The organism is Virgibacillus sp. Bac330 (assembly GCF_003667845.1).
GTDB classification, from domain to species: Bacteria; Bacillota; Bacilli; order Bacillales; family Amphibacillaceae; genus Virgibacillus; species Virgibacillus chiguensis.
This window is the reverse complement of the sequence record NZ_CP033048.1, coordinates 2,828,728-2,852,991: the sequence shown is the minus strand read 5'-3', so window position 1 is coordinate 2,852,991 and position 24,264 is coordinate 2,828,728. Positions and strand designations below refer to the sequence as shown.

General features: G+C 36.0%; 27 protein-coding genes. 11 read left to right on the top strand and 16 right to left on the bottom strand.

The genetic code is table 11. From position 1 onward, the window contains the following. Nucleotides 1-63: 63 nt before the first annotated feature. The 6 genes from D9780_RS13200 to D9780_RS13175 form a co-directional block, all read right to left on the bottom strand. Nucleotides 64-843, bottom strand: coding sequence for an ABC transporter permease (locus tag D9780_RS13200; protein ID WP_121640400.1), 780 nt, complete (start codon nt 841-843; stop codon nt 64-66). Then, the gene (locus D9780_RS13195) at nt 840-1,748 is read right to left on the bottom strand and encodes an ABC transporter ATP-binding protein (protein ID WP_121640399.1); all 909 of its coding nucleotides are present in this window, start codon (nt 1,746-1,748) and stop codon (nt 840-842) included. The genes D9780_RS13200 and D9780_RS13195 overlap by 4 nt, the downstream gene beginning before the upstream one ends. Continuing rightward, complete coding sequence (locus D9780_RS13190; RefSeq protein ID WP_073011344.1) at nt 1,749-1,952, bottom strand: PLDc N-terminal domain-containing protein; 204 nt, start codon at nt 1,950-1,952, stop codon at nt 1,749-1,751. A gap of 14 nt (nt 1,953-1,966) precedes the next feature. Further along, the gene (locus tag D9780_RS13185) at nt 1,967-3,061 is read right to left on the bottom strand and encodes a DUF1648 domain-containing protein (protein ID WP_121640398.1); all 1,095 of its coding nucleotides are present in this window, start codon (nt 3,059-3,061) and stop codon (nt 1,967-1,969) included. A gap of 2 nt (nt 3,062-3,063) precedes the next feature. Next, the gene (locus tag D9780_RS13180) at nt 3,064-3,453 is read right to left on the bottom strand and encodes a GntR family transcriptional regulator (RefSeq protein WP_121640397.1); all 390 of its coding nucleotides are present in this window, start codon (nt 3,451-3,453) and stop codon (nt 3,064-3,066) included. A gap of 243 nt (nt 3,454-3,696) precedes the next feature. Further along, nucleotides 3,697-4,110, bottom strand: a complete 414-nt coding sequence (locus D9780_RS13175; RefSeq protein WP_073011352.1) for a helix-turn-helix domain-containing protein — start codon at nt 4,108-4,110, stop codon at nt 3,697-3,699. Nucleotides 4,111-4,259: 149 nt separating this feature from the next. Here D9780_RS13175 and D9780_RS13170 point away from each other — a divergent pair, with 149 nt between their 5' ends. Further along, nucleotides 4,260-4,568 carry a hypothetical protein gene (locus tag D9780_RS13170; RefSeq protein ID WP_073011355.1) on the top strand — a complete coding sequence of 103 codons (309 nt, stop codon included), beginning with the start codon at nt 4,260-4,262 and terminating at the stop codon, nt 4,566-4,568. 106 nt (nt 4,569-4,674) lie between these two features. Here the strand turns inward: D9780_RS13170 and D9780_RS13165 are convergent, their stop codons facing one another. Next, nucleotides 4,675-5,565, bottom strand: coding sequence for a TIGR01777 family oxidoreductase (locus D9780_RS13165; protein WP_121640396.1), 891 nt, complete (start codon nt 5,563-5,565; stop codon nt 4,675-4,677). 443 nt (nt 5,566-6,008) lie between these two features. Here D9780_RS13165 and recX point away from each other — a divergent pair, with 443 nt between their 5' ends. Both recX and D9780_RS13155 read left to right on the top strand, forming a co-directional pair. Then, nucleotides 6,009-6,830, top strand: a complete 822-nt coding sequence (gene recX / locus D9780_RS13160) for a recombination regulator RecX (RefSeq protein ID WP_121640395.1) — start codon at nt 6,009-6,011, stop codon at nt 6,828-6,830. 144 nt (nt 6,831-6,974) lie between these two features. Then, entirely contained in the window at nt 6,975-7,313 is a 339-nt protein-coding gene (locus tag D9780_RS13155; RefSeq protein WP_121640394.1) for a YfhH family protein, read from the top strand. 337 nt (nt 7,314-7,650) lie between these two features. Here D9780_RS13155 and D9780_RS13150 read toward each other — a convergent pair whose 3' ends face one another. Further along, nucleotides 7,651-8,637 carry a metal-dependent hydrolase gene (locus tag D9780_RS13150; protein WP_073011382.1) on the bottom strand — a complete coding sequence of 329 codons (987 nt, stop codon included), beginning with the start codon at nt 8,635-8,637 and terminating at the stop codon, nt 7,651-7,653. A gap of 163 nt (nt 8,638-8,800) precedes the next feature. Here D9780_RS13150 and mutY point away from each other — a divergent pair, with 163 nt between their 5' ends. Continuing rightward, entirely contained in the window at nt 8,801-9,889 is a 1,089-nt protein-coding gene (gene mutY / locus D9780_RS13145) for an A/G-specific adenine glycosylase (RefSeq protein ID WP_121640393.1), read from the top strand. A gap of 125 nt (nt 9,890-10,014) precedes the next feature. Here the strand turns inward: mutY and D9780_RS21150 are convergent, their stop codons facing one another. After that, nucleotides 10,015-10,191, bottom strand: coding sequence for a hypothetical protein (locus tag D9780_RS21150; protein ID WP_162985873.1), 177 nt, complete (start codon nt 10,189-10,191; stop codon nt 10,015-10,017). Nucleotides 10,192-10,388: 197 nt separating this feature from the next. Between D9780_RS21150 and D9780_RS13140 the strand changes: the two genes are divergently transcribed. From D9780_RS13140 to D9780_RS13130, 3 genes are all read left to right on the top strand, one after another. Next, nucleotides 10,389-10,568 (top strand): gamma-type small acid-soluble spore protein, encoded by a 180-nt coding sequence (locus D9780_RS13140; RefSeq protein WP_073011385.1) that lies wholly within the window; start codon nt 10,389-10,391, stop codon nt 10,566-10,568. A gap of 311 nt (nt 10,569-10,879) precedes the next feature. Continuing rightward, nucleotides 10,880-11,407 carry a nucleoside tri-diphosphate phosphatase gene (locus D9780_RS13135; RefSeq protein ID WP_073011388.1) on the top strand — a complete coding sequence of 176 codons (528 nt, stop codon included), beginning with the start codon at nt 10,880-10,882 and terminating at the stop codon, nt 11,405-11,407. A gap of 236 nt (nt 11,408-11,643) precedes the next feature. After that, nucleotides 11,644-13,407 (top strand): ABC transporter ATP-binding protein, encoded by a 1,764-nt coding sequence (locus D9780_RS13130; protein WP_073011391.1) that lies wholly within the window; start codon nt 11,644-11,646, stop codon nt 13,405-13,407. Nucleotides 13,408-13,675: 268 nt separating this feature from the next. On the opposite strand, the gene D9780_RS13125 is transcribed toward D9780_RS13130, so the two are convergent. From D9780_RS13125 to D9780_RS13100, 6 genes are all read right to left on the bottom strand, one after another. Next, entirely contained in the window at nt 13,676-13,921 is a 246-nt protein-coding gene (locus D9780_RS13125; protein WP_073011393.1) for a DNA alkylation repair protein, read from the bottom strand. Between the two features lie 181 nt (nt 13,922-14,102). Further along, entirely contained in the window at nt 14,103-15,398 is a 1,296-nt protein-coding gene (locus tag D9780_RS13120) for a glutamate-1-semialdehyde 2,1-aminomutase (protein WP_121640392.1), read from the bottom strand. Between the two features lie 209 nt (nt 15,399-15,607). Then, nucleotides 15,608-17,530, bottom strand: a complete 1,923-nt coding sequence (locus D9780_RS13115; protein WP_121640391.1) for an FtsX-like permease family protein — start codon at nt 17,528-17,530, stop codon at nt 15,608-15,610. Beyond that, a complete protein-coding gene (locus tag D9780_RS13110; RefSeq protein WP_077702770.1) occupies nt 17,505-18,281 on the bottom strand; it encodes an ABC transporter ATP-binding protein in 777 nt (258 codons plus the stop codon). The genes D9780_RS13115 and D9780_RS13110 overlap by 26 nt, the downstream gene beginning before the upstream one ends. Nucleotides 18,282-18,464: 183 nt before the next feature. Next, nucleotides 18,465-19,469, bottom strand: a complete 1,005-nt coding sequence (locus D9780_RS13105) for a sensor histidine kinase (protein ID WP_240458692.1) — start codon at nt 19,467-19,469, stop codon at nt 18,465-18,467. Then, nucleotides 19,469-20,167, bottom strand: a complete 699-nt coding sequence (locus D9780_RS13100; RefSeq protein WP_073011408.1) for a response regulator transcription factor — start codon at nt 20,165-20,167, stop codon at nt 19,469-19,471. Before D9780_RS13100 ends, D9780_RS13105 begins: the two co-directional genes overlap by 1 nt. Nucleotides 20,168-20,574: 407 nt before the next feature. On the opposite strand from D9780_RS13100, the gene D9780_RS13095 reads away from it, so the two are divergent. The 4 genes from D9780_RS13095 to perR all read left to right on the top strand — a co-directional run bounded on the left by D9780_RS13095 (nt 20,575) and on the right by perR (nt 23,525). Then, nucleotides 20,575-21,000, top strand: a complete 426-nt coding sequence (locus tag D9780_RS13095) for a potassium channel family protein (protein ID WP_121640390.1) — start codon at nt 20,575-20,577, stop codon at nt 20,998-21,000. Nucleotides 21,001-21,057: 57 nt separating this feature from the next. After that, nucleotides 21,058-21,528, top strand: coding sequence for a thioredoxin-dependent thiol peroxidase (bcp, locus tag D9780_RS13090; RefSeq protein ID WP_121640389.1), 471 nt, complete (start codon nt 21,058-21,060; stop codon nt 21,526-21,528). Nucleotides 21,529-22,154: 626 nt separating this feature from the next. Continuing rightward, nucleotides 22,155-22,706, top strand: a complete 552-nt coding sequence (locus D9780_RS13085; protein WP_116277724.1) for a cob(I)yrinic acid a,c-diamide adenosyltransferase — start codon at nt 22,155-22,157, stop codon at nt 22,704-22,706. Nucleotides 22,707-23,066: 360 nt separating this feature from the next. After that, nucleotides 23,067-23,525 (top strand): peroxide-responsive transcriptional repressor PerR, encoded by a 459-nt coding sequence (perR, locus tag D9780_RS13080; protein WP_073011417.1) that lies wholly within the window; start codon nt 23,067-23,069, stop codon nt 23,523-23,525. 219 nt (nt 23,526-23,744) lie between these two features. Here perR and D9780_RS13075 read toward each other — a convergent pair whose 3' ends face one another. Beyond that, nucleotides 23,745-24,137 carry a YgzB family protein gene (locus D9780_RS13075; RefSeq protein WP_073011419.1) on the bottom strand — a complete coding sequence of 131 codons (393 nt, stop codon included), beginning with the start codon at nt 24,135-24,137 and terminating at the stop codon, nt 23,745-23,747. Nucleotides 24,138-24,264: the final 127 nt, after the last annotated feature.

Sequence of the window (24,264 nt, the reverse complement as noted above, 5' to 3'; positions counted from 1 at the left end):
TTTAGCTTACCCTATCCACATGCTTTGTTAGTTTGAAGCAAATGGATAGGGTAATAATTTATTTTATTGGGTTCGACGAATAAAAGTCCGATTAAAACGATAGATGGATGCTAGTAGTATAAGCGCAATGAGCACGATACTTATAATCGTTGTATACATCAATTCAGAAGATACGTCGCCGGTAACAAGGAGTTCTTGAATATACACGGATAAATTAGTTGGACTCCATGCTAAACGGGTTCCTAGTAAGCTTGTTACAAGACTGATACCAGCTGTTGTCCCAATGGTTGCAAAAGCGACTATGCCAGGTGATTGTGTTACTGTATTAAAGAAAATGGAAACGGTGCAAACAAACAGCAACCATAGCCCGTAGTAAAAAATGACAGCGAGCAACATAGAGAAAGTGATTTCCCCATAAAGTATGTTCGTATAATACCAGCTCGCCATCATACCAATAATAAAAGCAGCGAAGACGAGTAAAAGGAGGGAAAGCCACTTCGCAAGCACAAATTTGGTATATGACACAGGTTTGACAAGGACAAGCTCTATAACTCCGCTTTTTCGCTCCCCACTAATGATACCCATGGATAAGAGGACAATAACTAGAACACCTAACGTAGAATATTGGCTTACACTCATCATGATGGCATCAGCAGGTGAAAACGTAGGTAACTCAATTACTGCACCACCTTCTAAACCACCAACCGATTCTAAGATATCTGGAAGGTAGTAATTTGTGATCGGGTCCATAATAGCTAAAAGAATAAAAACGAGAGGAACCCATATCCACTTTTTATTACGCCAATTTTCTAACACTTCTTTTTTAAAAAGTACTTTCATCATGCATCGTTCACCGCCTTCATAAACATTTCTTCTAGTGTAGCTTGCTCAAGTTTAAATGCTAATAAAGGCCATTTTTCATCCGCGGCTTGTTGCAATATTTCTTGTCTTGCTGTTTCTATATTAGTAGCAATCACTTGTACGGTGTCTCTTTCTAGTAATGTTCTTGTAACATGAGGAAGAGCTGCCACTTTCTTTTGATAAAATGCTTGGTTTTCCAAGAATTGTAACGTTATTTTTGTCGTTTGATATTTTTGACGTAAGTCCTTCATTTTTCCTGATTCAATCATTTCTCCCTTACGTAATAAAATTAATTCATCACTAATTTCATCTGCATCACTTAAAATATGGGTGGAGAATAATACGGTCATTTCTGTTTTTAGCTCTTCCAGTAACGTAAGCACTTCTCTACGTCCGATCGGATCAAGGGATGATACAGGTTCGTCGAGCATGAGTAGCTTCGGTTGATGGATAATTGCTTGGGCAATGCCGAGGCGTTGCTTCATACCACCTGAATAATTGCCAATTCGTTTGTTTTTTGCTTCAGCAATCCCTGTTATATCAAGTAGTTCCGCACTTCTTTTACGTGATGCGGTCTTGGTTAGACCACCCAGCTGTCCGCTATAGACGAGAAATTCACTTCCTGTCATCCATGAATAGAATACAGGATGCTGTGGTAAGTAACCAATAAGCGTTCGCCTATCGATACTTTTATGTTTGTCAAAAATAATTTCTCCTGATGTAGGTTGTAAGAGACCGGCAATCATTTGTAGTGTCGTCGTTTTTCCCGCACCATTTGGACCAATTAATGCAATACATTGATGTGGAGTGAATTGATAGGCCAGATCTTTTACCGCATATGTATTGTTAAACTGCTTTGCCAAATTAGAAACAGATAAAATCGTCATTTATTGCTGTCTCCTTCCGAATAGAAAGTATAAAATGGGGCCAATAATATTAAGAAAAATGATGATAATGAACCATAACCACTTAGGACCATTTGTATTTTTGGCTTTTGTCCAATCAATGAGTGCAACAATCACTAATATAACTTGAATAATGATAAGCGGTGCAACGACAGCCCAGTTAATAGAATGTAAGATATCTTCCATTATCCATCTCTCCTTTAACGAGTTAGCAAAATAATACTGAGCGTAAACAGTGAAAATACGAATAGTATTCCCCAAGATTTAGGGTTTCCCCAATTAAACGTCCAACCAATTCCAAAACGTTTTTCTAAAAAAATTGACGGATCCTGTTTATTAACATAAAATACGCCTAGTTTCCAATAGCGGTCATTGTCACGATCAATAATTTTATCGTTTCGCTCATCCGCTATTTTTACTCTACTACCACCTTGACCAGTAGAGAATGCTAAATAGATAACGCCAACTAACATAAGCCCATGAATAATGACAGATGCAACAGTAAATACATGGTTACCTTTAGGAAGAAGAGAAATAAATTGTGCTACAAAGAGCCATATCGTGAGCAATATACTGCTAGCGATCATATACAGTGACCAGCGTCTTCGAAAAATGACATTTTGTTGTAAAGATCTATCTGGATTTTCCGAACTAATCTGTTGCTTTACCTTTCCAATGAGAATATTGACTGCGAAGAATAACGTGATTAGAAATAGCTGGGTTAACGGTAAAGCAAATACGGATAAATAAGATTTGGAAACAAAATTTGTCGCTTCACCGAGAAAATCAAAGTTAGTCGGCAATTGATCTGGAAATTGGGCATACCATACATATGTCAGTGTGGTGGTGGTTAGGAAAATTAGAAATGGTATGATAAACCATTTATTAGAAAACCTTAGTTGCTGCGTACGAAACGTTGTGTGAACCATGACTTTTTCTGTTTTATCGTCCCACCATGTAGCGGCTTTTTTCCGTTGCTTCATTATCCTGTGAAAATAAAGATAAATAAAGAATTCAATGATCATATAGCCAAAAATGAGAAAGGTGAGAAATATGCCTCCTCTTTTATCTTCCATGATCGATTCGGGCGAAACTAATACAATTCCAAACATAACGATGCTTACAACTACTGTAAGTAAAGCGTATTTTTTTCGTAATTGTTTCATTTCTGAGGTTGCATATATTTCTTCAGGGATGGACACACCAAAGCTTTCTGTTTTCCTAGTCAAATAGGGTATGAAAATGAAAAAAAGTGCTAGTGGAATAAATGTGATAGCTAAACTAAAAGTGTTCATAGTTAGTTGCCTCCATGCATAAGGTTATCGAAAACGCGTTCGCAAATTTCCGAAAAATCTTCCTGCTTTAAATCACGGCAAATGCTCTCGGCTATGAGTGGGCGTAAGTTCTTTTCTAATGCCATTTTGTAAGCTTCTGTCGCCTTTGGAATGCCATCTGGATGAATCATTACCCCTTTCTGGCGATGAACTTGTAAAAACCCTTCCTGTTTTAATTGTTGGTAGGCTTTATTAACAGTATGTAAGTTAATACCGATATCAGCAGCTAGTGATCGAACAGATGGTAAAGCATCACCTGGAAGTAGCTCTTTCTTTGCAATTCCTTCAATAATTTGTCTCATCAATTGTAAGTAAATGGGGTCTTCCGATTCAAAATCTAGTTCAATAAACACACTATATAAACTCCTTTTTTGTTCTATCTGTTATACTTATAATATAACAGATAAATAAAAATAACAATGTTTGTTTTATTTTTCTTGACAATTTGTTTAATAGTAGCTGTTTAGAATGGTTAGCACTTTACGCCTCTTACAGTGTTAAAAAATTATATTGCCAAATTGTTATGGTGAACGCCCTTTTTTATCGTAAAAAAAGAGTCGGAATAAAGTAATCTTTATTCCGACTCCATGTGCGAGTTATAGTTGCTTATATTGTTGAATGATAGCTCCTAGCAATTCGTGTATAGAATGTTGCTTTTTAGGAGTGAGTTGTTTTAATTGAAATAATCTTTCTTTGAATTCTGGAAATGTCATTACATATTCCATTATTTCTACAGCCTCATCGTCAAATGATTGATCAGAAGTTTGAAAGACGTGCTTTAGTTCAGCAATCACATTTTCATGAAATGTGTTATTGCCTGCTAAATAGTCAATGGACACATGAAAAAGATCTGAAAGTTTCATTAGCGAAGAAATATCAGGGGTAACATGGCTGTTTTCCCATTTAGCTATGACAGAGCGTGAAAGCTGAAGCTTATCTGCTAATTGCTGCTGAGTCCAACCTTGTTGCTCTCGTAAACGTTTAATGTTGTATGCAATTTGTATGTTCATGGACTATCACACTCAATTGGTTAAAATTAGAAAATATTCTATAGTAATTTCCATCCTACCATGATTCTTAAAAGAAAATGGGAAATCATTGTTCTTATTTTGAGCATATTGTAAAATGTTCCTATAAAGAATAAAAGAGGAGGAAATCCATGATCTGCTGTCTAAAGATTTATCACCCAACAGTTACGACTTTAACCAAATGTAAGATGTTGCGATTTATGTTTAAAGATTATCCACTTCAAATTGAAGTGATATCAAAAAATGCTGTACTTATATATGTATGGAATGTACCAAAAAAGGAAGTTTGGCAAGCTTTTATTAACTTTGAAAGTACGAATGTAATTACTGGATACGGATTTAGTGAGGAAAAAGCGGAAGCAAGACTGATAGCAGAAGCAATGGTAATTAAGTTGTTATCCATGCGAAACAGGAGACAAAAGCATCCACTTGTTTTGTAAAATGGATGAAGGTTTCCATACACCCAATAAATAAACTGGCAGCTTAAGGTATTATATTGCAAAACTGCCAGTTCATTTTTTCTTCACTTTGCTATCCCGCACAGGTTTATTTGTGGTGAAGATGGTGGAGTGCTTCCTGTAGATAAGGGAAAGAGAACGTAAATGAATGATCTAGTGCTTTTTGGGGAATGACGTACTGACCTTTAGTTATTAAGCCCGCCATTTCGCCAAGTGCCGTGTACATAAATATGGAAGGAACAGGAAACCAATAGGGTCGTTTTAACACTTTTGCTAATGTCTGCATAAATGCTTTGTTTTGCTTTGGGTGTGGTGCAGTTATATTTACAGGTCCAGATATAGCTTTATTTTCCATACAAAAAACGATTAATTTCACAGCATCTTCAATATGAATCCATGATATCCATTGTTCCCCGGACCCAATTTTTCCTCCTACACCTAGTTGGACAGGGAATCGCATCATTGGTAAAGCGCCACCGTTTCCTAGAACAACACCAAAACGAGTAAGTACTGTGCGAATATTGTATTTCTCAGCTTGTTTAGCGACGTTTTCCCATTTCGTTGTAACCTTTGCTAGAAAGTCATCACCAGGAGTAGTCGTGTTTTCCGAAAACATCAGGTCATTGGAAGTTCCAAAATATCCTACAGCAGAACCACTAATGAATACATCTGGCTTATTTGGCAATTTTTCCATAAATGCTAGTATTTTTTCGGTTGTTTGAATTCTGCTGGATAAAATGGATTGTTTCTTTGTTTTTGTCCAATAACCAAATAAAGATTCACCAGCAAGGTTAATTACACTTTTAATAGGCGGCAATTGTTCAATAGGATAGTCATAACCAATGAAAGTTTGTTTATTTGTATCTGTATGTTCTTGGGGGGAGCGTGTCAACACATATACATGATAATCACGCTCACATAAATAGTCCGTTAACGCTTGGCCAATAAATCCAGTTCCTCCTGTTATTAGTACATTCATGTTTTCTCCTCCTTCATATTCAATATGTTAATCTTAAGTTAATGTCAGTTTCCCCAATATGTGCTATTCCATGTTTCTCATCAGCAGAGCGCATTCAAAGATGCTATCATTTCGTAAATTTTATTTGCTCACATAAGATGTAGCGGCAAGGGGTTTTGGGTCTAAGTTAGTATAAGTTTTCGTTATAAAGACTTGCAATCATGAAAGGGCTACATTACATTTCAACTTCTATCTCATTATAAACGATACAAAAAAGCTAAAGTAGCAAAAGGTGCTATCCACAAAGTACGGCGAAAAGATGATCTGTACTCGAAAATGTAACAATGCTACGCAGTGGAGAACGAAACCTTGTTAGCATGTTAAAAAAGCCTTCCTTAATAATATAGAATAACTTTTTCATTCCGCCCCATTTTGGTATGATGAAAAAAAGGAGAGAGAGTGGAATGTCAAAAATCACTCGTATTACAACACAGAAAAAAACGCATCAACGATATAATATTTTTTTGACTGATGATAATAAAGGGGAACGCTACGGTTTTAGTGTAGACGAATCTGTATTAATTCATTTTCAGTTACGAAAAGGCATGGAAATTTCAGATTCCATGATGGACGCCATCAAAAGAAGTGATAGCATGTACCAATCTTATACCCTTGCTATTCGATATTTAAGCTTCCGCATGCGAACAAAAAAAGAAATAGAGGACTACTTAACAAAAAAAGAAGTAGATCAAGCTCATATAGTAAGCGTGATGGACAAGTTGGTAGAAGAGCAACTTCTTAATGACCATCAGTTTGCTGACATGTTTGTACGATCACGAATAAATACATCCACAAAAGGCCCGGCAATCATTAAGCAGGAATTGTTGAAAAAAGGAGTAGAGGAAAATATTGCAGATGATGCGTTAAAGCAATTCTCATATGCCATTCAATATGATAAAGTGAAAAAATTGGTGGAGAAAAAACAACAACAGAAAAAAACAGAGTCATATAAAAAGCGACTACAAAAAATGCAAACTTTTTTACAACAAAAAGGTTATGATAAAAGTGTAGTCCAAACAGTGGTGCAGGAACTTCCATCAGCCATTGATAGGAATGCCGAATGGGATGCTATTACCCATCATGGAGAAAAATTAAAGAAAAAGCATGCAATGAAAAGAACAGGGTTTGAGTTGAGGCAGAAAATAACAGAAGGATTGTATAGAAAAGGTTTTTCTTTTGAACTTATTCAGCAGTATTTAGAAAGACATGTGGATGATAAAGAGTAATCGTGATAGGGCTGTTAGGTTTCTTTTCTGCTTGTTGATTGGTAAAATAAAGAGGATTTAGTTTCTATCGCTGTAGGAAATAAGAATTTCGCTAAGCTAAACATGTAATAAAAATGCAAATGGGGAGAAGGATGGGAAACAAAAATGAACAATAATTATCGCTATAGTGACTATTCTATTGAGCAATTGCGCCAGGAAATAGGCAGGTTAAAAGAAAAAGCACAAAAAGCAGAACAGCTAGGAAATATTTCTGAGGTGGCAGTTAATGAGCGTAAAATGCAGGTTGCTTTAGCTTATACAATAAATCCAGATGATTTTACAGCAAATGAGACGTATGAATTTACAACAGATCCAGGATGGAACTTCAAGGTGGACTATATAAACGGTGTGTTTGCTTGGGGGCACAGAGTTAATTTATTAGGAGAGATACTAGAAAAACAGGAAGCAATTCCGATATCTTTGTTAGGGAAACGCGTAGAATAAATGGATGTTTTCAAGTTGTTATATAGTTTTTTTAAATCTACAGGTGGTGCAGAGTTTGACTTATGTGCATGCTAATAGTATATAATATAAAGTCTAAAATTGCCTAACCAAAGAAAACAGCAGGGGTTAGCCTGCTGTTTTACATCGGAAGAGAAGAAAGTGTAGAATTTGATTTAACGGAATAGCCACATCCGGCTCCAGCGCCCAGCAACTAGGCGACTTCACTCCATTGCCCTAAGCTAAGCCATCATTGAAGTTCGTGCTTTAACATGATTCCTAAAACTTAGTTGATTCGTTCCACTCGCTACGTTGCTAGGGCGCTCTGATCCTTTGTTCTTTAAATGGGACTTTCTTCTACATATAGTTTATGCTGAAGTTTCTTTTCTGAAAAGATCCATCCTGTGTAAGAACTTGTAATGTGCATCGAATCATCTATTTGCACAACGGCAACAAAAGGATAATGCCCTTTGGAGCGATAGCGTAAGTCGATGAATCGCACTTCCGTATAATCTTTATATTCGTTAATTTCCCATCGGTATACGGGAGAAAATGAAAGGAAAGCAGCAATATTTTTATCCGTCTTGGCCATTTTCATCAGCTCTGTATCTGGGAGCGGTACTCTTGTGAACTCATCAATAATTTCAATGTGATTGTTATCGACGACACCAACATAGAACCTATCTTTAGTCGTTATAGCGACACGCCAATAATTTTGTTTAATCGTTGGTGATGTAGCAATCTGCTCTAAGTCGGAAAAATAGCTGTTAATTTTCTTTACGATGAATCGTTTATCCATATAACGTTTAATGTAATAAAGTACAATAACGCTATAGATAACAGCCCATATAAATGCAGGATTTGCCCCTAACGCCCAAGCGGCAATGCCGGCAATATGCAAGAAAAATATATATGGATCGAACGTATTAATAAATCCATAAGCTACCCATCGATTAGAGAAGGGTCGATATGCTTGTGTTCCATAGGCATTAAAAATATCCACTAACACATGGATGATTACTGCTATAGCAGTCCATAGCCAAATATGAAAGAAACTCTTTTCTGGTATAAACAAGTGGATTATACTTGCAATTAAAATTCCCCACATAAGAACTGCTGGAATAGAATGTGTAATTCCACGGTGATGGCGTATATAGGTAGCATTATTTTTTAATTTTAAAACGGTATCAAAATCTGGTGCATGGGAACCTACAATTGTTCCTACTAGGACAGCATTGAATAAAGCGGGGTCATTGCTTATAACAGGATCAATGGTAGCTAATCCCCCAAGCGCAACTCCCATTACAATATGGGTACCAGTATCCATAATGTTTTTTCCTCCTTAAGCTGCGTTTATAGTTTGTATATTCCTACTGCAGTAATAGGTATGTTCAAAAGCCTACGTATGTTTTTGCGAACTCTGAACACGCACTATAAAGGACAGGAAATATTTTATGATGTTTTTATTGTACCATATAGGAAGTGAATTTATGAATGATGAAAAACTACAATCTATTGACATTTTAACATTTCGACGTGATTTACTAAGCTGGTATAAGGAAAATAAACGCGATTTACCTTGGCGCCAAGATCAGGATCCTTACCGAGTATGGGTCTCTGAAGTAATGCTACAACAAACAAAAGTAGATACGGTTATTCCATATTTTAATCGTTTTATGTCTAAGTTCCCAACTGTAGAAGCATTAGCACAAGCGGATGAGCAAGTAGTGTTAAAGGAGTGGGAAGGGCTTGGCTATTACTCTAGAGCGAGAAATTTGCAAAATGCAGTGAAAGAGGTAGCAACGAAGTACAATGGAAGGGTGCCAGATGATGCAGAGCAACTAGGTGCATTAAAAGGGGTAGGGCCGTATACAAAGGGAGCGATTTTATCCATTGCTTACAATCAGCCAGAGCCAGCTGTTGATGGAAATGTCATGCGTGTTTTATCCCGAGTATTAAAAATTGAAAGTGATATTACGCAACAACGGACGAAAAAACTATTTGAAGTCTATGCACGCAAGCTCATTGATCCACAAGACCCCTCATCGTTTAATCAAGCTGTCATGGAATTAGGGGCTTTAATATGTACACCTAAATCTCCAGCTTGTTTATTATGTCCGGTTCAAGCGCATTGCCAAGCTTTTGTAGCAGGTACGGAAGAACAGTTGCCTGTAAAAAAGAAAGCAAAAAAACAAAAGAATATTGCTTATGTTGTGTTGTTAGCAGTTGATGACCAAGATAATTATGTAATTGAAAAGCGAAAAGAAGATGGTTTGTTAGCTAATTTGTGGCAATTTCCTATGGTTCCTATAAAAGAAGTAGAGTGGGTTCATTTAGAAAATTGGGTTTATAATGAGTATGGATTAGAAATAACGTTAGGAGAAAAACAAGGTAAGCTAAAGCATGTTTTTTCCCATTTAATATGGCATTTAGAAGTATATGAAGCAAAACTAATTAAAAAGTTAAGCAAAAGTAACAGGTTACAGGTAGTTAGTAAACAGGAATTAACAAATTATCCTTTTCCTGTACCACATCAAAAAATTAGAAATAGTTTATATGAAAAGGAACAAAATATGTAACAGGAACACAAGGCAAATTGATGCCTTGTGTTTTTTATACTATAGGAAAGTGAATTTTTAGGGCTTATAGTATAACCAAAACGACGTTCTATCGTTATAAATATTTTGGCGACAGCCATCGTTTTTTATTTTTTTCTTGCTTGCATCTCTTTATTAATTTCATGCAGGATGCTTAGTCCTTCTGGGTTTATATATGGCAAAAGCTGTGACAAAGCGTGTTGAAAATAATCTAATTCATTCTTATCCCAATCTTGTTTACTGATCATGGAAAGTTCTGTGAAATCACGTCTGTTTTCTTCCATAACTCACCCTCCAGTAAGTCCATAACAATTTCAGTTATAAGATAAAGCTATATAAATACCCCGTTCTTAATATGCGTATTTGACCAAGGTTTTATTCGTTTATGGAATGAATAACCAAAAAATCATTATTTTACTACAAAAATAATGGATAACTTCATGTGTTATCGGACAAATTAATTATTGCGGAGGTGATATTGATGGCTAAAAAGCAACAACCAAACCAAACTTCTACTGGTACAAACATTCAAAAGGTTAAGCAACAGAATCAACAAGCCGCTCAAGGGCAAGGTCAGTACGGTACAGAATATGGTGCTGAACAAACAAATGCTCAAGAAGTAAGAAAGCAAAACCAAAAATCTCAACAAAACAAAAAGTAACAATTTATAGCCTCAATTATGCCAAGGACTATACCAAAAGCTGTGTTAAAGCATTTGGTATAGTCCTATTTTTATTTTGCTATAGGAGTAAATTTTTACTGTTTATAGTATAAAAACGACAGCTTTCGTTATAAGACTTGCGACAAGCATAGTTTTCTCTTGCATTCTTAGTGGGAAGGTATATTTTGTAAATAGAAACAGGCAAGATGTTTGCATATTGAAAATGAATTACTTTATATTTCTCTCTATTACCATTATAATAATATGCATGATTCGTTATGGAGGTTTTTTGTAAAGGAAAGGGAGATTGAATGGTTGCTCCGATCCCAGGAACTAATATACAAATACAAAGTTATAAACATAATGGACGGTTGCATCGTATGTGGACAAACAGTCTTGTTTTAAAAGGGACAGAGACCGTTGTTATCGGAGCAAATGACCGAACAGAGGTAAAAGAAAGCGATGGTAGGTCATGGTTTACGAGAGAACCAGCTATTTGTTATTTTCATGCAGCGCATTGGTTTAACGTCATCGGTATGCTTCGAACAGACGGTATTTATTACTATTGTAATATCAGCTCTCCATTTCTATATGAGCATCGTGCAATTAAATATATTGATTATGACTTAGATGTAAAAGTTTATCCAGATATGACATATACTTTATTAGATGAAGACGAGTATGAGCTACATCGACAACAAATGAAATACCCAAGTAAACTTGATTATATCTTACATCACCAATTGAATATTCTTGTAAGATGGGTGAGACAAAGGTATGGTCCTTTTTCACCAGGGTTTGTCGATGAATGGTATGAGCGATACTTAACATATCGATAAAGCAAAAGGAGAACGAAAATAGAATGATTACACCTTGTTACAAATGAGTAGCAAGGCTTTTCTTTGCACTGTAGGAAAGTAAAAAGTCTATAAGTATAAGAAAAAACTACAGCTTTCGCTATCATACCTGGCGACAAGCCAAGGGGGTTCTAGTGTTGGCTTGATGCTGCAATTGTATCGTGTATTTAAACGGACAACTGCTTTTACTTTATTTTTTCGTAAAGGACGTATTCGAAATGAATTCAATGAAGCAATATATGTATTTTGTAAAACCTTATAAATGGAAGATATTTTGGACAGTTATAGTCGGGATTGTTAAATTTGGCATTCCGTTATTAATGCCTTTGATCCTAAAATTTGTAATTGATAACATTATTGGTAATGAAGCACTGAGTCAAACGGAAAAGACAACCCAACTTATTTGGTTGATGGGAACTGCTTTTATCATTTTCTTTGTTTTACGACCACCTATTGAATATATTCGACAATATTTAGCTCAGTGGGTTGGAAATAAGGTGCTTTTTGATATTCGGGACCGTTTATTTGACCATTTACAGCGTTTAAGTTTGAGATTCTATTCCAAAACAAAAACAGGCGAAATTATTTCCCGGGTAATACATGATGTCGAACAAACAAAAACGTTTGTCATTACAGGACTAATGAATATTTGGTTGGACCTGATAACGATACTGATTGCTATCGGAATTATGTTGTCGATGGATATTGAATTAACCATTGTAGCTATTATTCTATTTCCTTTGTTTGGTTTTTCCATTAAATATTTTTATGGAAGACTGCGGCAACTCACTCGTAAACGCTCACAAGCGCTTGCAGAAGTTCAAGGTCATCTACATGAACGCGTGCAAGGCATGCCGGTAACGAGAAGCTTTGCATTGGAAGATTATGAACAAGAACAATTCGCTAAAAGGAATAATAATTTTTTGAACAGAGCACTGGAGCATACAAATTGGAATGCTAAAACTTTTGCAGTAACGAATACAATTACAGATGTAGCACCTCTGTTAGTAATCGCTTATGCGAGCTATCAAGTTATTCATGGTCATTTAACAATGGGAACAATGGTCGCTTTTGTCGGATATATGGAACGGGTGTATAGCCCGTTAAGAAGATTAATTAATTCTTCGACAACACTTGTGCAATCGATCGCTTCCATCGACCGCGTTTTTGAGTTAATGAATGAGAAATATGATATTACAGATCGACCTCATGCGGCGGAATTAGATAACCTACGTGGTGAAGTAACTTTTGAGCATGTTTATTTTCAATATGAGGATGAAGAACAGGCTGTGTTAAGGGATGTTTCCCTTCATGTGAAAGAAGGAGAAACCATTGCTCTTGTCGGTATGAGTGGCGGAGGGAAGTCAACGTTTGTAAGTCTCATACCACGTTTTTATGATGCTACGAGTGGAGCAATAAAAGTAGATGGAATTGATGTTAGAGATGTGAAGGTGCGTTCACTACGAGATCAAATTGGAATGGTACTACAAGACAACACCCTGTTTAGCGAATCAATCGCAATGAATATTCGCATGGGCAACCCTCATGCTACGGATGAAGAAGTGATGAAAGCAGCTAAAGCGGCAAATGCTCATGAATTTATTCAGCAGTTACCATATGGCTATGATACGCTTGTTGGTGAACGAGGTGTGAAATTATCAGGGGGACAGAAACAACGAATTGCCATTGCACGTGTTTTTTTAAAGAATCCACCAATGCTTATTTTTGATGAAGCAACATCCGCTCTTGATTTAGAAAGTGAGCATACGATTCAAGAGGCAATGGAAAAATTGGCATCTAACCGTACAACGTTTATTGTTGCGCATCGATTAGCCACAATCACGCATGCGGATCGTATTGTCGTAATGGAAGATGGAAAAATTAAAGAAATTGGAACGCATCATGAACTGATGCATAAACAAGGAATATATTATAATTTGTACCAAGTGCAACACCTAGACACTACTGTTGAACAAGGTTAAGCAAAGAAGTATACGTGATAGCTTCAAAAAATAAAATTGGAATTAGATGATGATTCGCACAAGCGTGTTATGAAGGTTTTTAATTCACTATAGGAAAGTAGGTTCATAGTATAAGAAAACGGTATGAAATTTTTACATGATCGGGGCGAGTAGATTACCGCCCCGTAGCTTTTATTCCACCATAGGAATTAAAACATATGTCTAACAATTTTTACATGTTCACTTCCTTCTTAAAGTGAACATGCGAGTATATAAAATCTAAAGAGTATCAAGACTTGTATTGCGCGAATTGAATGAAAGTTGTTTCATCTTCAATGACGCCACAAGCTGCACACTGGATTTTAAATTTAGGCCCTTGATACATGATATGAAAGGTTTCCACTTGATTTGTTTCATATGTCTCGACTATTTCTCCCGTTTGTGCATCCATCTTTATCGGGTTTGCTACTTGATCAATTTTGTTAAATCTCGTCTTATTTGTTTTGCAATTGGGACAACAATATGGCGCTTGCATTATGATCCTCCTTCTGTTCTTTTTCCTATTATTCTAATAGAGAGGTTGTTTTATGCATACGTAAAAGGACTGCTTGTAACTTTACAAACAGTCCTTGCTTACTATATAGGGAACCATCAAGCTGTTTAAATGAGATTCGTTTCGGTATTACGAGCGATAAGCTAACTTACTCTTATGTGGCTTACTTCGTTTGCATGTGTTGAAATGTTTTCTCTACAGCCGCGATGGTTTCTTCAATATCTTTTTCCGTATGTGCAATGGTTAAGAACCAAGCTTCATATTTTGATGGGGCTAGGTTAATTCCTTGGCGAAGCATGAGGCGGAAAAATGTTGCAAAGCTTTCTCCATCGCTAGCCTCAGCTTGCTCATAATTGGTAATCTCGCCATCACCAAAATATAGGGTAAGGGCTCCGCAAAGTCGATTGACGGAAATGGAAATATTGTATTTGTCAGCTTTCTCTAAAATTCCCGTTTCCAACTTTTCACCAAGCTGATCAAGCTTTTCGTAAAGGCCATCTTCTTGTAGTACTTCTAGACATGCTATTCCAGCTGCCATGGAAGCTGGATTTCCAGCCATCGTTCCCGCTTGGTAAGCAGGGCCAAGCGGAGCTACTTGTTCCATGATCTGTTTTTTACCGCCATATGCACCAATTGGTAGACCACCACCAATGATTTTACCCATAGCTGTCATATCAGGTTCAATACCATATATTTGCTGAGAGCTTCCATATGTAAAGCGAAATGCAGTAATTACTTCGTCATAAATAACGAGGGCTCCAGCATTGTGTGTAAGGTCGTTGACAGCTTGGAGAAAGCCTTCCTTAGGCTCTACAATCCCAAAATTTCCAACGATAGGTTCAACAAGCACAGCTGCTATTTGGCCTTTCCAAATATCTAAAGCATGTTTCAACGCTTCTATGTTATTAAAAGGAACCGTAATAACATCTTGGGCTACGGATTCCGGGATACCTGCTGAATCAGGTGTACCGAGCGTTGCTGGACCAGAGCCCGCTTCTACGAGGACAGAATCAAAATGTCCATGGTAACAGCCAGCAAACTTAATAATTTTTGTTCGGTTAGTATAAGCTCTTGCAACACGAACAGTGGTCATTACGGCTTCTGTACCTGAGTTGACAAAACGCACTTTTTCCAACGAAGGAATGGCTTGCTTCAGCATTTTAGCAAACTGGTTCTCTAATTTTGTTGGTGTACCATATAACACACCATTCGTAGCTGCGTGTGTAATCGCTTTGGCAATATGTGGGTGCGCATGACCTGTAATAATTGGCCCGTAAGCCCCTAAATAATCAATATATTTATTACCGTCGACATCCCAAAAATAAGCGCCTTCCCCTTTTTCCATGTAAACGGGTGCGCCGCCTCCAACTGCTTTATAAGCACGTGATGGTGAATTAACACCTCCCACAATATGCTTCAATGCTTCCTGATGAAGTGCTTCTGATGTTAAAAAATTCATAATTATTTTCCTCCTAGGTTACATGAATCCATGTAATTGTATACCAATTACCTAAATTTGCAATACGTACCTTGCAAACTTGTTGAAAACTGGAATCATGCCTTGCTTGTAAAACTTTGAAAACATGGTGTATTCACCTGAGCCCTTTAGCTCCTGTTGTAAAAAGTAAGTTAATCACCTATTTTATAGCTTATCAGATTAGTGTGCTGTTATAAAGCAGAAGAGCGTGCCGCTTTTTTAAGTCTAGAAAGGTAGAAATTACGAATAAAAATAAAATTGATAAAGTGCACAATAAAATAAAATGAAATAATATACATACTAGGTATGAGCACAGATGATACAAGCATATTTTGTAATGCTTTATAGGCAAAAGCAGCATGAATAACGGCTACGAAAAATGGTAGAAAAAATAGAAAGGCAATTTGCCTCGTTGCAATTTTCTTCATTTCTTTATTTGTTAAGCCAATACGATAAAGGGAATAGTAATGAGCAATGTCCTTATCAATGCCTTGATACATACGGAAATAAAGAATCGATCCAGCGGCTAGAAAAAATAGCACACTAATAAAAATCCCAAAAAAGAACAAATACGACATCGATTCATTGAAACTTGTATATAAGTCTGCTCTAGAGCCTGCACGGATAGTATCATTGGAAGCAGCAACTTCTGCTTGTTCTATTTTCTCGACGTACTGTACCCAATTAGGTATATTTGCCGTATAATAAAAAGCTTTTTCCCCGTGTTTTTGAAATTTGTCAAATGTAGCATCTGATACAACTAGTGCACTTCCACCTAATGCGGTAGCATTCGTCGTATTTTTACCCAGCTTTATTTTCAGTTCGATTTGTCCTTTTTCAGGAATAAATCGTAATTTTTTTGGTGGAGGTGGGATATATGGGCTAAACACAGCTTCCGTAAGTAATATGGCCTCATTATGTTGTAAAGTTTCTAGTTTTTTTTGTTGATTTACATCCATCATTTTATTGTAATCGGAGAAACCAAATACAATTACTTCCACATTGTCCCACTCAGATTTATTCGAGACAGACGACGTTTTTACAGCAGGGATGGCTAAGGATTGAAAGGGTATTTCTGATTCATGAAAAAAAGATTCCACTTCTTTTATAGTTTCATCCAATTCCGCTTTATTTTCTTCCCCTTCTGTAAGCAGAGAGTAATCATGCGGTACGAAACGTTCGCTTTCTTCTTCCGCTGCTTGGAATAGCCCGTACAATACTCCGGAAGATGTAAAAGCAACGGCGCTTAATATAGTTACCATAGAGAGTAACTTAGCGTTATCTTTTAATTTATATGTTAAGTCGGAAATAATTAATAAGTTTAGTCGCTTGTAAAAAATGTTTTTTCTGCGTTGTAAAAAACTAGTTAAAGCGATACTAAATTGCGTAAATAAAAAATATGTCCCTGGAATAATTAATGCTAAAATAATAAACATTCGATACATCATAGATATAAGGTCAGCAGTATATGCTAAATAATAGGAATAAGTTACAGCAGCTAACGCTAGTACGCTTATAATCCAAGAAAAACGCGGTTTTTTCCTTGGTGCTTGAGCGCCACGAAATACTTCCATAATCGATTTTGTTCGCAATGTAAGTACAACAAGCAGCGAATTGATTTCAAACATAAAAAAGAACAGTATCACAGTGATAGCAATTGCCTTCCAGGATAAATAAAAGGAAAACACTTCCCCTGTTCCTAAAATGACAGAAAATATCATTAAGAAAAGCTTCGTGAATAAAGCTCCTACTAATATTCCTGCAACAATAGAGGCTACACCGATAATTGTATTTTCCAAAATGAGCATTCGATTTAATTGGAATTTACTAATTCCTAACGTTGTTAAAATACCATATTCTTTCTTGCGTGATTTAATAAAGGCAGACGTTGAATATAGTACAAATAAAAAAGAAAACAAATAAATAATGACTTCAGAAGCAACGATGCCCGTTTTTACGGCATCAATAAAGTCGTATGTTGCTATTTCAGGGTGGAAGATAACTACGGCATACATAAAAAAGACGATGACAGCAAACATACAACTTAGAAAATAACTTAAATATGCACGTGTATTACGTTTGACATTATTAAAAGTGAACTGTCTGAAGGTCATGGATGTTTCCTCCCAATAATGACTGCATGTTTAAGATTGCTTCAAAAAAAGTTTGCCGATTGTCACCTTGATGTATTTCGTTATACAATTTTCCATCTTTAATGAAAATGACTTTTTGGCAAAAACTTGCAGCAAACGGGTCATGCGTTACCATTAGTGTTGCTGTTTCATAATGCTTTTGCAAGTGACTTAGCGTATTCATTACTTGTAGTGACGCTTTAGAATCTAAATTACCAGTTGGTTCATCAGCAAATATAATGGAAGGATTATGAATAAGCGCTCTAGCGATGGCCGCTCGTTGCATTTGACCACCAGATACTTCCATAATGCGTTTTTCTAAAATATTTTCAATGCCTAATTGTTTAGAAATGATATGTAATTTTGGTGTCATCTCTTTCACTTTTACTTTATTTAATGTTAAAGGGAGCAAAATATTTTCTCCAATAGTTAATGTTTCCAATAAATTAAAGTCTTGAAAAACAAACCCCATTTCTTTTCTTCTAAATTTCGCCAATTTGTGATGAGAGAAAGAAGTGACATCTTCTCCATGAATAATAATTTTTCCCGAACTCGGTTTATCAATGGTCGACAGTAAGTTTAGCAAGGTCGTCTTGCCACTTCCTGAAGGTCCCATAATACCTATGAATTCTCCTTGTTGTACAGTAAGCGTAAATTGGTGCAAAGCTTCGTACGAAATTCCACGTTTGCTACCGTACGTTTTGGATAAATTTTCTGCTTGTAGTAACGGCATATGTGCACATCCCTATTTGGTAGCGATTTTATACTATGTTTAAAAAGTTAGGTTATATAGTTTTTACTTCAAACGTGTTTATAACCAAACGAATCTATTCATCATAATTCTATGATACAGGAGCCATATATCCTATTGATTTTTCTTTCAAACAGTAATGGTTAAGCTTACAAGGTTGTAAGCCTAACGATGACTAAAATGGATGGACACGGTAGTTCCTTTTCCTTCTTCAGATGCAATGGTTAACTCGTGTCCAAGTTCTGTACAAATTTGTTTAGATAAATATAGACCCATTCCTGTTGATTCTCTAAATTTCCTCCCATTTTTCCCGGTGAAAAAGGGATCAAAAACTCTGTTGATGTCTTCACGCGGAATTCCGTAGCCAGTATCGGTGATTTGCAATACCAGTTTATGATCGTCGGATAAACTTGTACAAAAATATATTTTGGCTACTTCGTCTTTCGAATATTTGATGGCATTGGAAACAGCTTGACTAATTACAAAACGGAGCCATTTAGAATCGGTTGTTACCACGTATTTTTCTTCAATGGTAAGTTCAGGATACACTTGGTTACGAATAAAGCTAGATTTAAATTCTTGAATAATATCTTTAACTAAATCTCTTAATACAATTTGTTGTACTTGAAAATCACGATCAAACTTTTGCAATCGAGATTGGTATAAGGCTAAATCTAAACCTTGTTGCATACGCTCTAATTCTTCGTGCATACTGTGCAAGAAATTTTGGGACAACTGTAATTTTTCTTTTTGCAAAGTTAGATGCATGACAGAAACAGGTGTCTTCATTTGATGCACCCATTGTTGAATGAAATGAAACTCCATTTGTTTTTGTTCTTTCAACCGCTCGATTTCTTCGGCGTAGCGGTTTGTTTGTGCATCATGTTGCTGCTTAATATTTAAAAGTAATTGTGTTGGCGGATCTGGTAGCCACGTTGCATTATCCTTATCATGATGGATTGTCACGTAATAATCACGTAATCGGTAATAACGATAGGCCAGAAATAGGAGTAATCCAAATGTTAATAAAATAAATAAATAGATAATCAAATCCCAGTCCATTGGTACAGCTTTAATACCATAAAATAGCTGAACGATGAGGATGAAAACAATTAACTGTGTGTAAAAGAAAAGTATGGTTGGGACACTATCTTTGAGAAAATCTTTCATTATTGTTCACTCCACGTATCGATCATTTTGTATCCGGCACCACGAACGGTTTGAATACTTTGGTGTACACCAATATCTTCAAGCTTTTTACGTACGCGCGTAATATTAACGGATAACGTGTTGTCATCCACAAAATGTTCGTCATCCCATAGCATTTCCAATAAGAAGGTTCGTGATAATACGTGATTTACATTCTCCATAAATGCTTTAAGTAGAATAAATTCATTTTTTGTTAAAATAGCTTTATGCCCGTTAAGACTAACTTCCATTGCAGTTAAATGTAAGCATAAATCACGAATCTCTAACAAGTCTATAGGTGTACTTGAGGCGTATTCTCCATAGATTCTACGCATAATTCCTTTTATTTTTGCCTGAACCACATCAAAGTTAAATGGCTTGGTAATATAGTCATCGCCACCGTTTTCTATTGCCATCACCTGATCCATACCTGAATCACGTGCGGAAATAAATATAATTGGACAATTAGATATACTGCGGATTTTTCGGCACCAATAAAACCCATCATAGCTAGGAAGATTAATATCAAGTAATATTAAATGTGGTTCAAAGACTTGAAACTCTTCTACAATACGGTCGAATTCTTGAACAAGCTGTATGTCGTATTCGTATTTTTCTAGATAATCTTTTAATAAGTCAGCAATTTTTTTGTCATCTTCTATAAGATAAATTTTCTTCATTGGATTCACCTTCCTTTTCTACTTTATAGCTAACCCACCAACAATCCTCCGCTGTGCCACAAGTAAATGGTTAATGCTCGAACAAATTCATGTATTTTAGGTTAAAACAATTAGTTCATTAGTTCATAAAAACTAATACATTCCATCTTTAAGTCACTACTACTATATAAAAGCTTACATCCTATTTTACTCTATCTCTTTTACAATTTGAACTGTACTCTTTTTATAGGGGCACTTTATTTGAAAAAACGGTTTTGGAATTTCTATAGTCTGTCTTATGGAAAACGATAAACGATAGAAGTCGTCATCAATTGTTCTTGGGAAGCCACGTTTTACTAAAAGTATTGACAACCATGTCTAATCCTTTGCATAAACTAATAATACTATGCAATTGGAGAGGGTGTGCTATGTTAGCGTGGTTACTAATCATTGCTGTCACTTTTGTTATGGGTAGGAGCTTCATTGATTTTATCCATGTAGGGAAAATGCAGACTTATATACGAAGAAGCGGTTTTTCTTTGGAACTTTTCTATATGCTATTGGTCATTTATGCAGTAGTTATCGTTGGATTTGGACTCATTTATTTTGTGCTGTCCATGCAAGATATCGTACTTGTAGAAAATGGAGCATTGAGACAAGTGAGTATACTTGACGCTCTTGGACAGGCTGTTTATTTTAGTGGAGTAACAATGCTAACAATCGGATATGGTGATATAACGCCTGTTGGTATTGGGAAAATTATCGCCCTCATGCAGGCCTTAATTGGTTATATATTACCTACTGCTTTTGTGTTAAGATTAGTGCAATACCAAGATCAGAGCAGGAATCAGTGAATAAGTAGGCGAATATATGATATAGTAGAAACGCAACTATTGGATGGAGGGATAACGATGACTGTACAAGTAGGAGAAAAAGTAGCGGATTTTTCTCTACCAAATCAAGCTGGAGAATTAGTTCGTTTATCTGATTATAAAGGAAAATATATCGTTTTATATTTTTATCCAAAAGATATGACACCAGGCTGTACAACAGAAGCTTGTGATTTTAGAGATGCGCATGAGAGCTTTGAAGATCTTGATGCGGTGATTATTGGTGTTAGTCCTGATCCTGTTGCATCGCATCAGAAGTTTATTGATAAGCATGACTTGCCATTTATGTTATTGGCTGATGAAGAAAAACAAGTGGCAGAACAATTTGGTGTTTGGAAACTAAAGAAAAACTTTGGCCGAGAATATTATGGTATAGAACGCTCCACGTTTATTATAGATAAAGAAGGCGTGTTACAGAAGGAATTCCGTAAAGTAAAAGTGAAGGGGCATGTAGAAGAGGCGCTGTCATTTATTCGCGAGCAATTGCAGTAAATATGTAACAAGTGGCCTCTCATAGAACTTTACTATCTTTATAACTAAAGGCAAACAAACGGAAGTGCTCTTAGCTCTCATATGCACTTACTTTTAATCCGTCGTTTTAAGGGCAGATAGTCGATTTTGACTATCTGCTTTTTTATAGTCTAGGAAATTATAAAAATTTTGCAGCTGGATAAACTTACTAAGTTATTTAGCCACGCCCGGCTCCGCCGCCCAGCAACTAGGCGACTTCACGAATCGCCCTACGATAAGTCATCATTGGTTCGCTCCAGTCGCTACGTTGCTAACCGGGCGCTTGCGCCTTTGTTCTTTACGGTATAGGGAAACTTTAAGTGTTTTTAAAGAATTAGGAATAAGCCTGATATTTTAACAAACAATGAAGAAAGGTAGCGATACATTCAATTTATTGTCATCATGGGTAATAAGCTAAGTCTTTATAACGAAAAAATTTAAATTTTCGTATTAGGAACAAGTTTTTAAAAACGGTTATAAGACGATAAATTTTTAATAGCATACTAGGGAAAAAGAACTCTTATTTCTATGTTAAAGTGTTAAATTCTTTTATAATTTAAAAGCATAAAGGATGATAAAAACTGATAAATTAGGAGGGTAGGATACATATGCGAATATATACACGTTCTGGAGATAAAGGAAAAACATCGCTTATATATGGTGAGCGCGTGAATAAAAATGATCTTCGCGTTGAAGCTTATGGAACTTGTGACGAGGCAAATTCGATGATTGGTTTAGCTATTAGTTATTTGCAACAAGAGAGTACGTTTAAAGAAAAAGAGTTTGTTATCGAAGAACTTTCCCGTGTGCAAACATTGTTGTTTCATGTTGGTTCAGAGCTAGCTACACCATTAGATAAAGAAGTCCCTTGGAAATTAACCGAGAAGCATATTGAAACATTGGAAAAGCAAATTGATAATTGGGATAAGCAGTTAGAGCCGTTAAAAAATTTTATTTTGCCATCTGGAGTACCAGCCTCTTCGGCCTTGCATGTCGCTAGAACAGTATCGCGAAGAGCAGAACGTCTAGCTGTAGGGATAGAAAACGTCAATCCATTAAGCCTTACTTTTCTGAATCGCTTATCGGATTATTTATTTGTTGCAGCGAGATACATGAACCAATTGCTTGAAGGAGAAGAAAGAACTTTGCACACTACATGATTTTTGTAGCAGAATAATAGCGTAAGCAGCCTTCTTAAGATAATACCTAGAAATGTGTATTATAGGAAAGTATGAAGTTTTAATTTTTATAGTAACAAGAAAAACTACAGCTGCTTCCGTAAAAATTTGATAAGCCAAGTTTTTCTAATATGAGAATGTAGGTAAATGTGTGTATGCATGTAATTAATCTGTGCGGGGTAAAATAATTATAATATGATTACTTGTTAATAGAAATTCTACGCAAACAATTATTTTAAGGGGCTATGATTGACAGAACGCGGTTGTAGGGCTTAAACTATTTATAAAGATTATAATTTAAGAATAGAATTATTTTTGTATAAACTACTGAAAGTGAGGTGGATGAGGGTGTCTGAAAACAGATTGCAAGAGGCTATAAGCACATTAAAAGCATCAGGCGTCCGTATCACTCCACAACGACATGCGGTTCTTGAGTACTTACTCAATTCGATGGTTCATCCTACAGCTGATGATATTTATAAAGCTCTTGAGGGTAAGTTTCCTAATATGAGTGTCGCAACGGTTTACAATAATTTACGTGTATTGCGTGAAGTAGGCCTCGTTAGAGAATTAACATATGGCGACTCTTCAAGCAGGTTTGATTGTAATACTTCAGATCATTACCATATTATTTGTAACTCATGTGGAAAAATTGTTGACTTTCATTATCCTTCGTTGGATGAAGTCGAGGCATTAGCTGAGCAGGTAACTGGATTTAAAGTCAGTCATCATCGCATGGAATTGTATGGTGAATGTGAAGAATGCCAAAAAGAAGAAAAAAACAAACAAAAAAGTGGATAATGAATGTAAAAAAGTCTCGATTGCATTTAGCGATCGAGACTTTTTTACAACTACAGGAAATGACAGTGCGTATTTCACTATAAATATAGCACTAAGCCAAGTTCTTCTAAACTTTAATTAGAATGCAATGCGTGTGTGTTTGTATTCCGAATATAAAATGTGCTTTAAGAAACAATATTCATACCCAATAACCATCTAAATAGGCTGACGCGGGAATGGTTATTTTTTTATAGAACTTTCCTCTTTTTTCATTGCTTTCCAATAGCGCCTTGTATTGTATTTTTCATCAAATTCTTTACCTTCTAATTCTTTATCCAGTGTCAATGGTTGTTTACAATGCATACAGGCGTCAACGCGGCCAAGCATCTTTGTTGGTTTTTCGCAGCTTGGACAAATAATCGGCACTGCTTTTAGCGATAAAGTCCCTATCCAAAGGTAAACTACACAACTTAAGACGACCATTATAACCCCTAGTATGAAGAATGTAACCATAAGCCACGGAATTTTTTTGGTTAGTATGCCACCATACATAAGAAGAATTCCAGCAAATATAAGAATCAATGCAAAGGATCTAATTTTGTTTATTTTGCTTGAATATACGATTTGAGCCATGATGTCCCCCCTTAACCCCTTCATAAGTAGTATAGCATATATTATATGAAAAAGATTTGATAATTCAATTCGCATTTTGCGTTGTCTATTACCGAGTAATGAGCTGAAAAAATCATGCACTTCCCTG

What these genes read in the sequence shown, in the direction of transcription:
- D9780_RS13200 (WP_121640400.1), bottom strand. Translation starts at nt 843, where the DNA reads ATGATGAAAGTACTTTTTAAAAAAGAAGTGTTAGAAAATTGGCGTAAT.
- D9780_RS13195 (WP_121640399.1), bottom strand. Translation starts at nt 1,748, where the DNA reads ATGACGATTTTATCTGTTTCTAATTTGGCAAAGCAGTTTAACAATACA.
- D9780_RS13190 (WP_073011344.1), bottom strand. Translation starts at nt 1,952, where the DNA reads ATGGAAGATATCTTACATTCTATTAACTGGGCTGTCGTTGCACCGCTT.
- D9780_RS13185 (WP_121640398.1), bottom strand. Translation starts at nt 3,061, where the DNA reads ATGAACACTTTTAGTTTAGCTATCACATTTATTCCACTAGCACTTTTT.
- D9780_RS13175 (WP_073011352.1), bottom strand. Translation starts at nt 4,110, where the DNA reads ATGAACATACAAATTGCATACAACATTAAACGTTTACGAGAGCAACAA.
- D9780_RS13170 (WP_073011355.1), top strand. Translation starts at nt 4,260, where the DNA reads ATGATCTGCTGTCTAAAGATTTATCACCCAACAGTTACGACTTTAACC.
- D9780_RS13165 (WP_121640396.1), bottom strand. Translation starts at nt 5,565, where the DNA reads ATGAATGTACTAATAACAGGAGGAACTGGATTTATTGGCCAAGCGTTA.
- recX (WP_121640395.1), top strand. Translation starts at nt 6,009, where the DNA reads ATGTCAAAAATCACTCGTATTACAACACAGAAAAAAACGCATCAACGA.
- D9780_RS13155 (WP_121640394.1), top strand. Translation starts at nt 6,975, where the DNA reads ATGAACAATAATTATCGCTATAGTGACTATTCTATTGAGCAATTGCGC.
- D9780_RS13150 (WP_073011382.1), bottom strand. Translation starts at nt 8,637, where the DNA reads ATGGATACTGGTACCCATATTGTAATGGGAGTTGCGCTTGGGGGATTA.
- mutY (WP_121640393.1), top strand. Translation starts at nt 8,801, where the DNA reads ATGAATGATGAAAAACTACAATCTATTGACATTTTAACATTTCGACGT.
- D9780_RS21150 (WP_162985873.1), bottom strand. Translation starts at nt 10,191, where the DNA reads ATGGAAGAAAACAGACGTGATTTCACAGAACTTTCCATGATCAGTAAA.
- D9780_RS13140 (WP_073011385.1), top strand. Translation starts at nt 10,389, where the DNA reads ATGGCTAAAAAGCAACAACCAAACCAAACTTCTACTGGTACAAACATT.
- D9780_RS13135 (WP_073011388.1), top strand. Translation starts at nt 10,880, where the DNA reads ATGGTTGCTCCGATCCCAGGAACTAATATACAAATACAAAGTTATAAA.
- D9780_RS13130 (WP_073011391.1), top strand. Translation starts at nt 11,644, where the DNA reads ATGAATTCAATGAAGCAATATATGTATTTTGTAAAACCTTATAAATGG.
- D9780_RS13125 (WP_073011393.1), bottom strand. Translation starts at nt 13,921, where the DNA reads ATGCAAGCGCCATATTGTTGTCCCAATTGCAAAACAAATAAGACGAGA.
- D9780_RS13120 (WP_121640392.1), bottom strand. Translation starts at nt 15,398, where the DNA reads ATGAATTTTTTAACATCAGAAGCACTTCATCAGGAAGCATTGAAGCAT.
- D9780_RS13115 (WP_121640391.1), bottom strand. Translation starts at nt 17,530, where the DNA reads ATGACCTTCAGACAGTTCACTTTTAATAATGTCAAACGTAATACACGT.
- D9780_RS13110 (WP_077702770.1), bottom strand. Translation starts at nt 18,281, where the DNA reads ATGCCGTTACTACAAGCAGAAAATTTATCCAAAACGTACGGTAGCAAA.
- D9780_RS13105 (WP_240458692.1), bottom strand. Translation starts at nt 19,469, where the DNA reads ATGAAAGATTTTCTCAAAGATAGTGTCCCAACCATACTTTTCTTTTAC.
- D9780_RS13100 (WP_073011408.1), bottom strand. Translation starts at nt 20,167, where the DNA reads ATGAAGAAAATTTATCTTATAGAAGATGACAAAAAAATTGCTGACTTA.
- D9780_RS13095 (WP_121640390.1), top strand. Translation starts at nt 20,575, where the DNA reads ATGTTAGCGTGGTTACTAATCATTGCTGTCACTTTTGTTATGGGTAGG.
- bcp (WP_121640389.1), top strand. Translation starts at nt 21,058, where the DNA reads ATGACTGTACAAGTAGGAGAAAAAGTAGCGGATTTTTCTCTACCAAAT.
- D9780_RS13085 (WP_116277724.1), top strand. Translation starts at nt 22,155, where the DNA reads ATGCGAATATATACACGTTCTGGAGATAAAGGAAAAACATCGCTTATA.
- perR (WP_073011417.1), top strand. Translation starts at nt 23,067, where the DNA reads ATGAGGGTGTCTGAAAACAGATTGCAAGAGGCTATAAGCACATTAAAA.
- D9780_RS13075 (WP_073011419.1), bottom strand. Translation starts at nt 24,137, where the DNA reads ATGGCTCAAATCGTATATTCAAGCAAAATAAACAAAATTAGATCCTTT.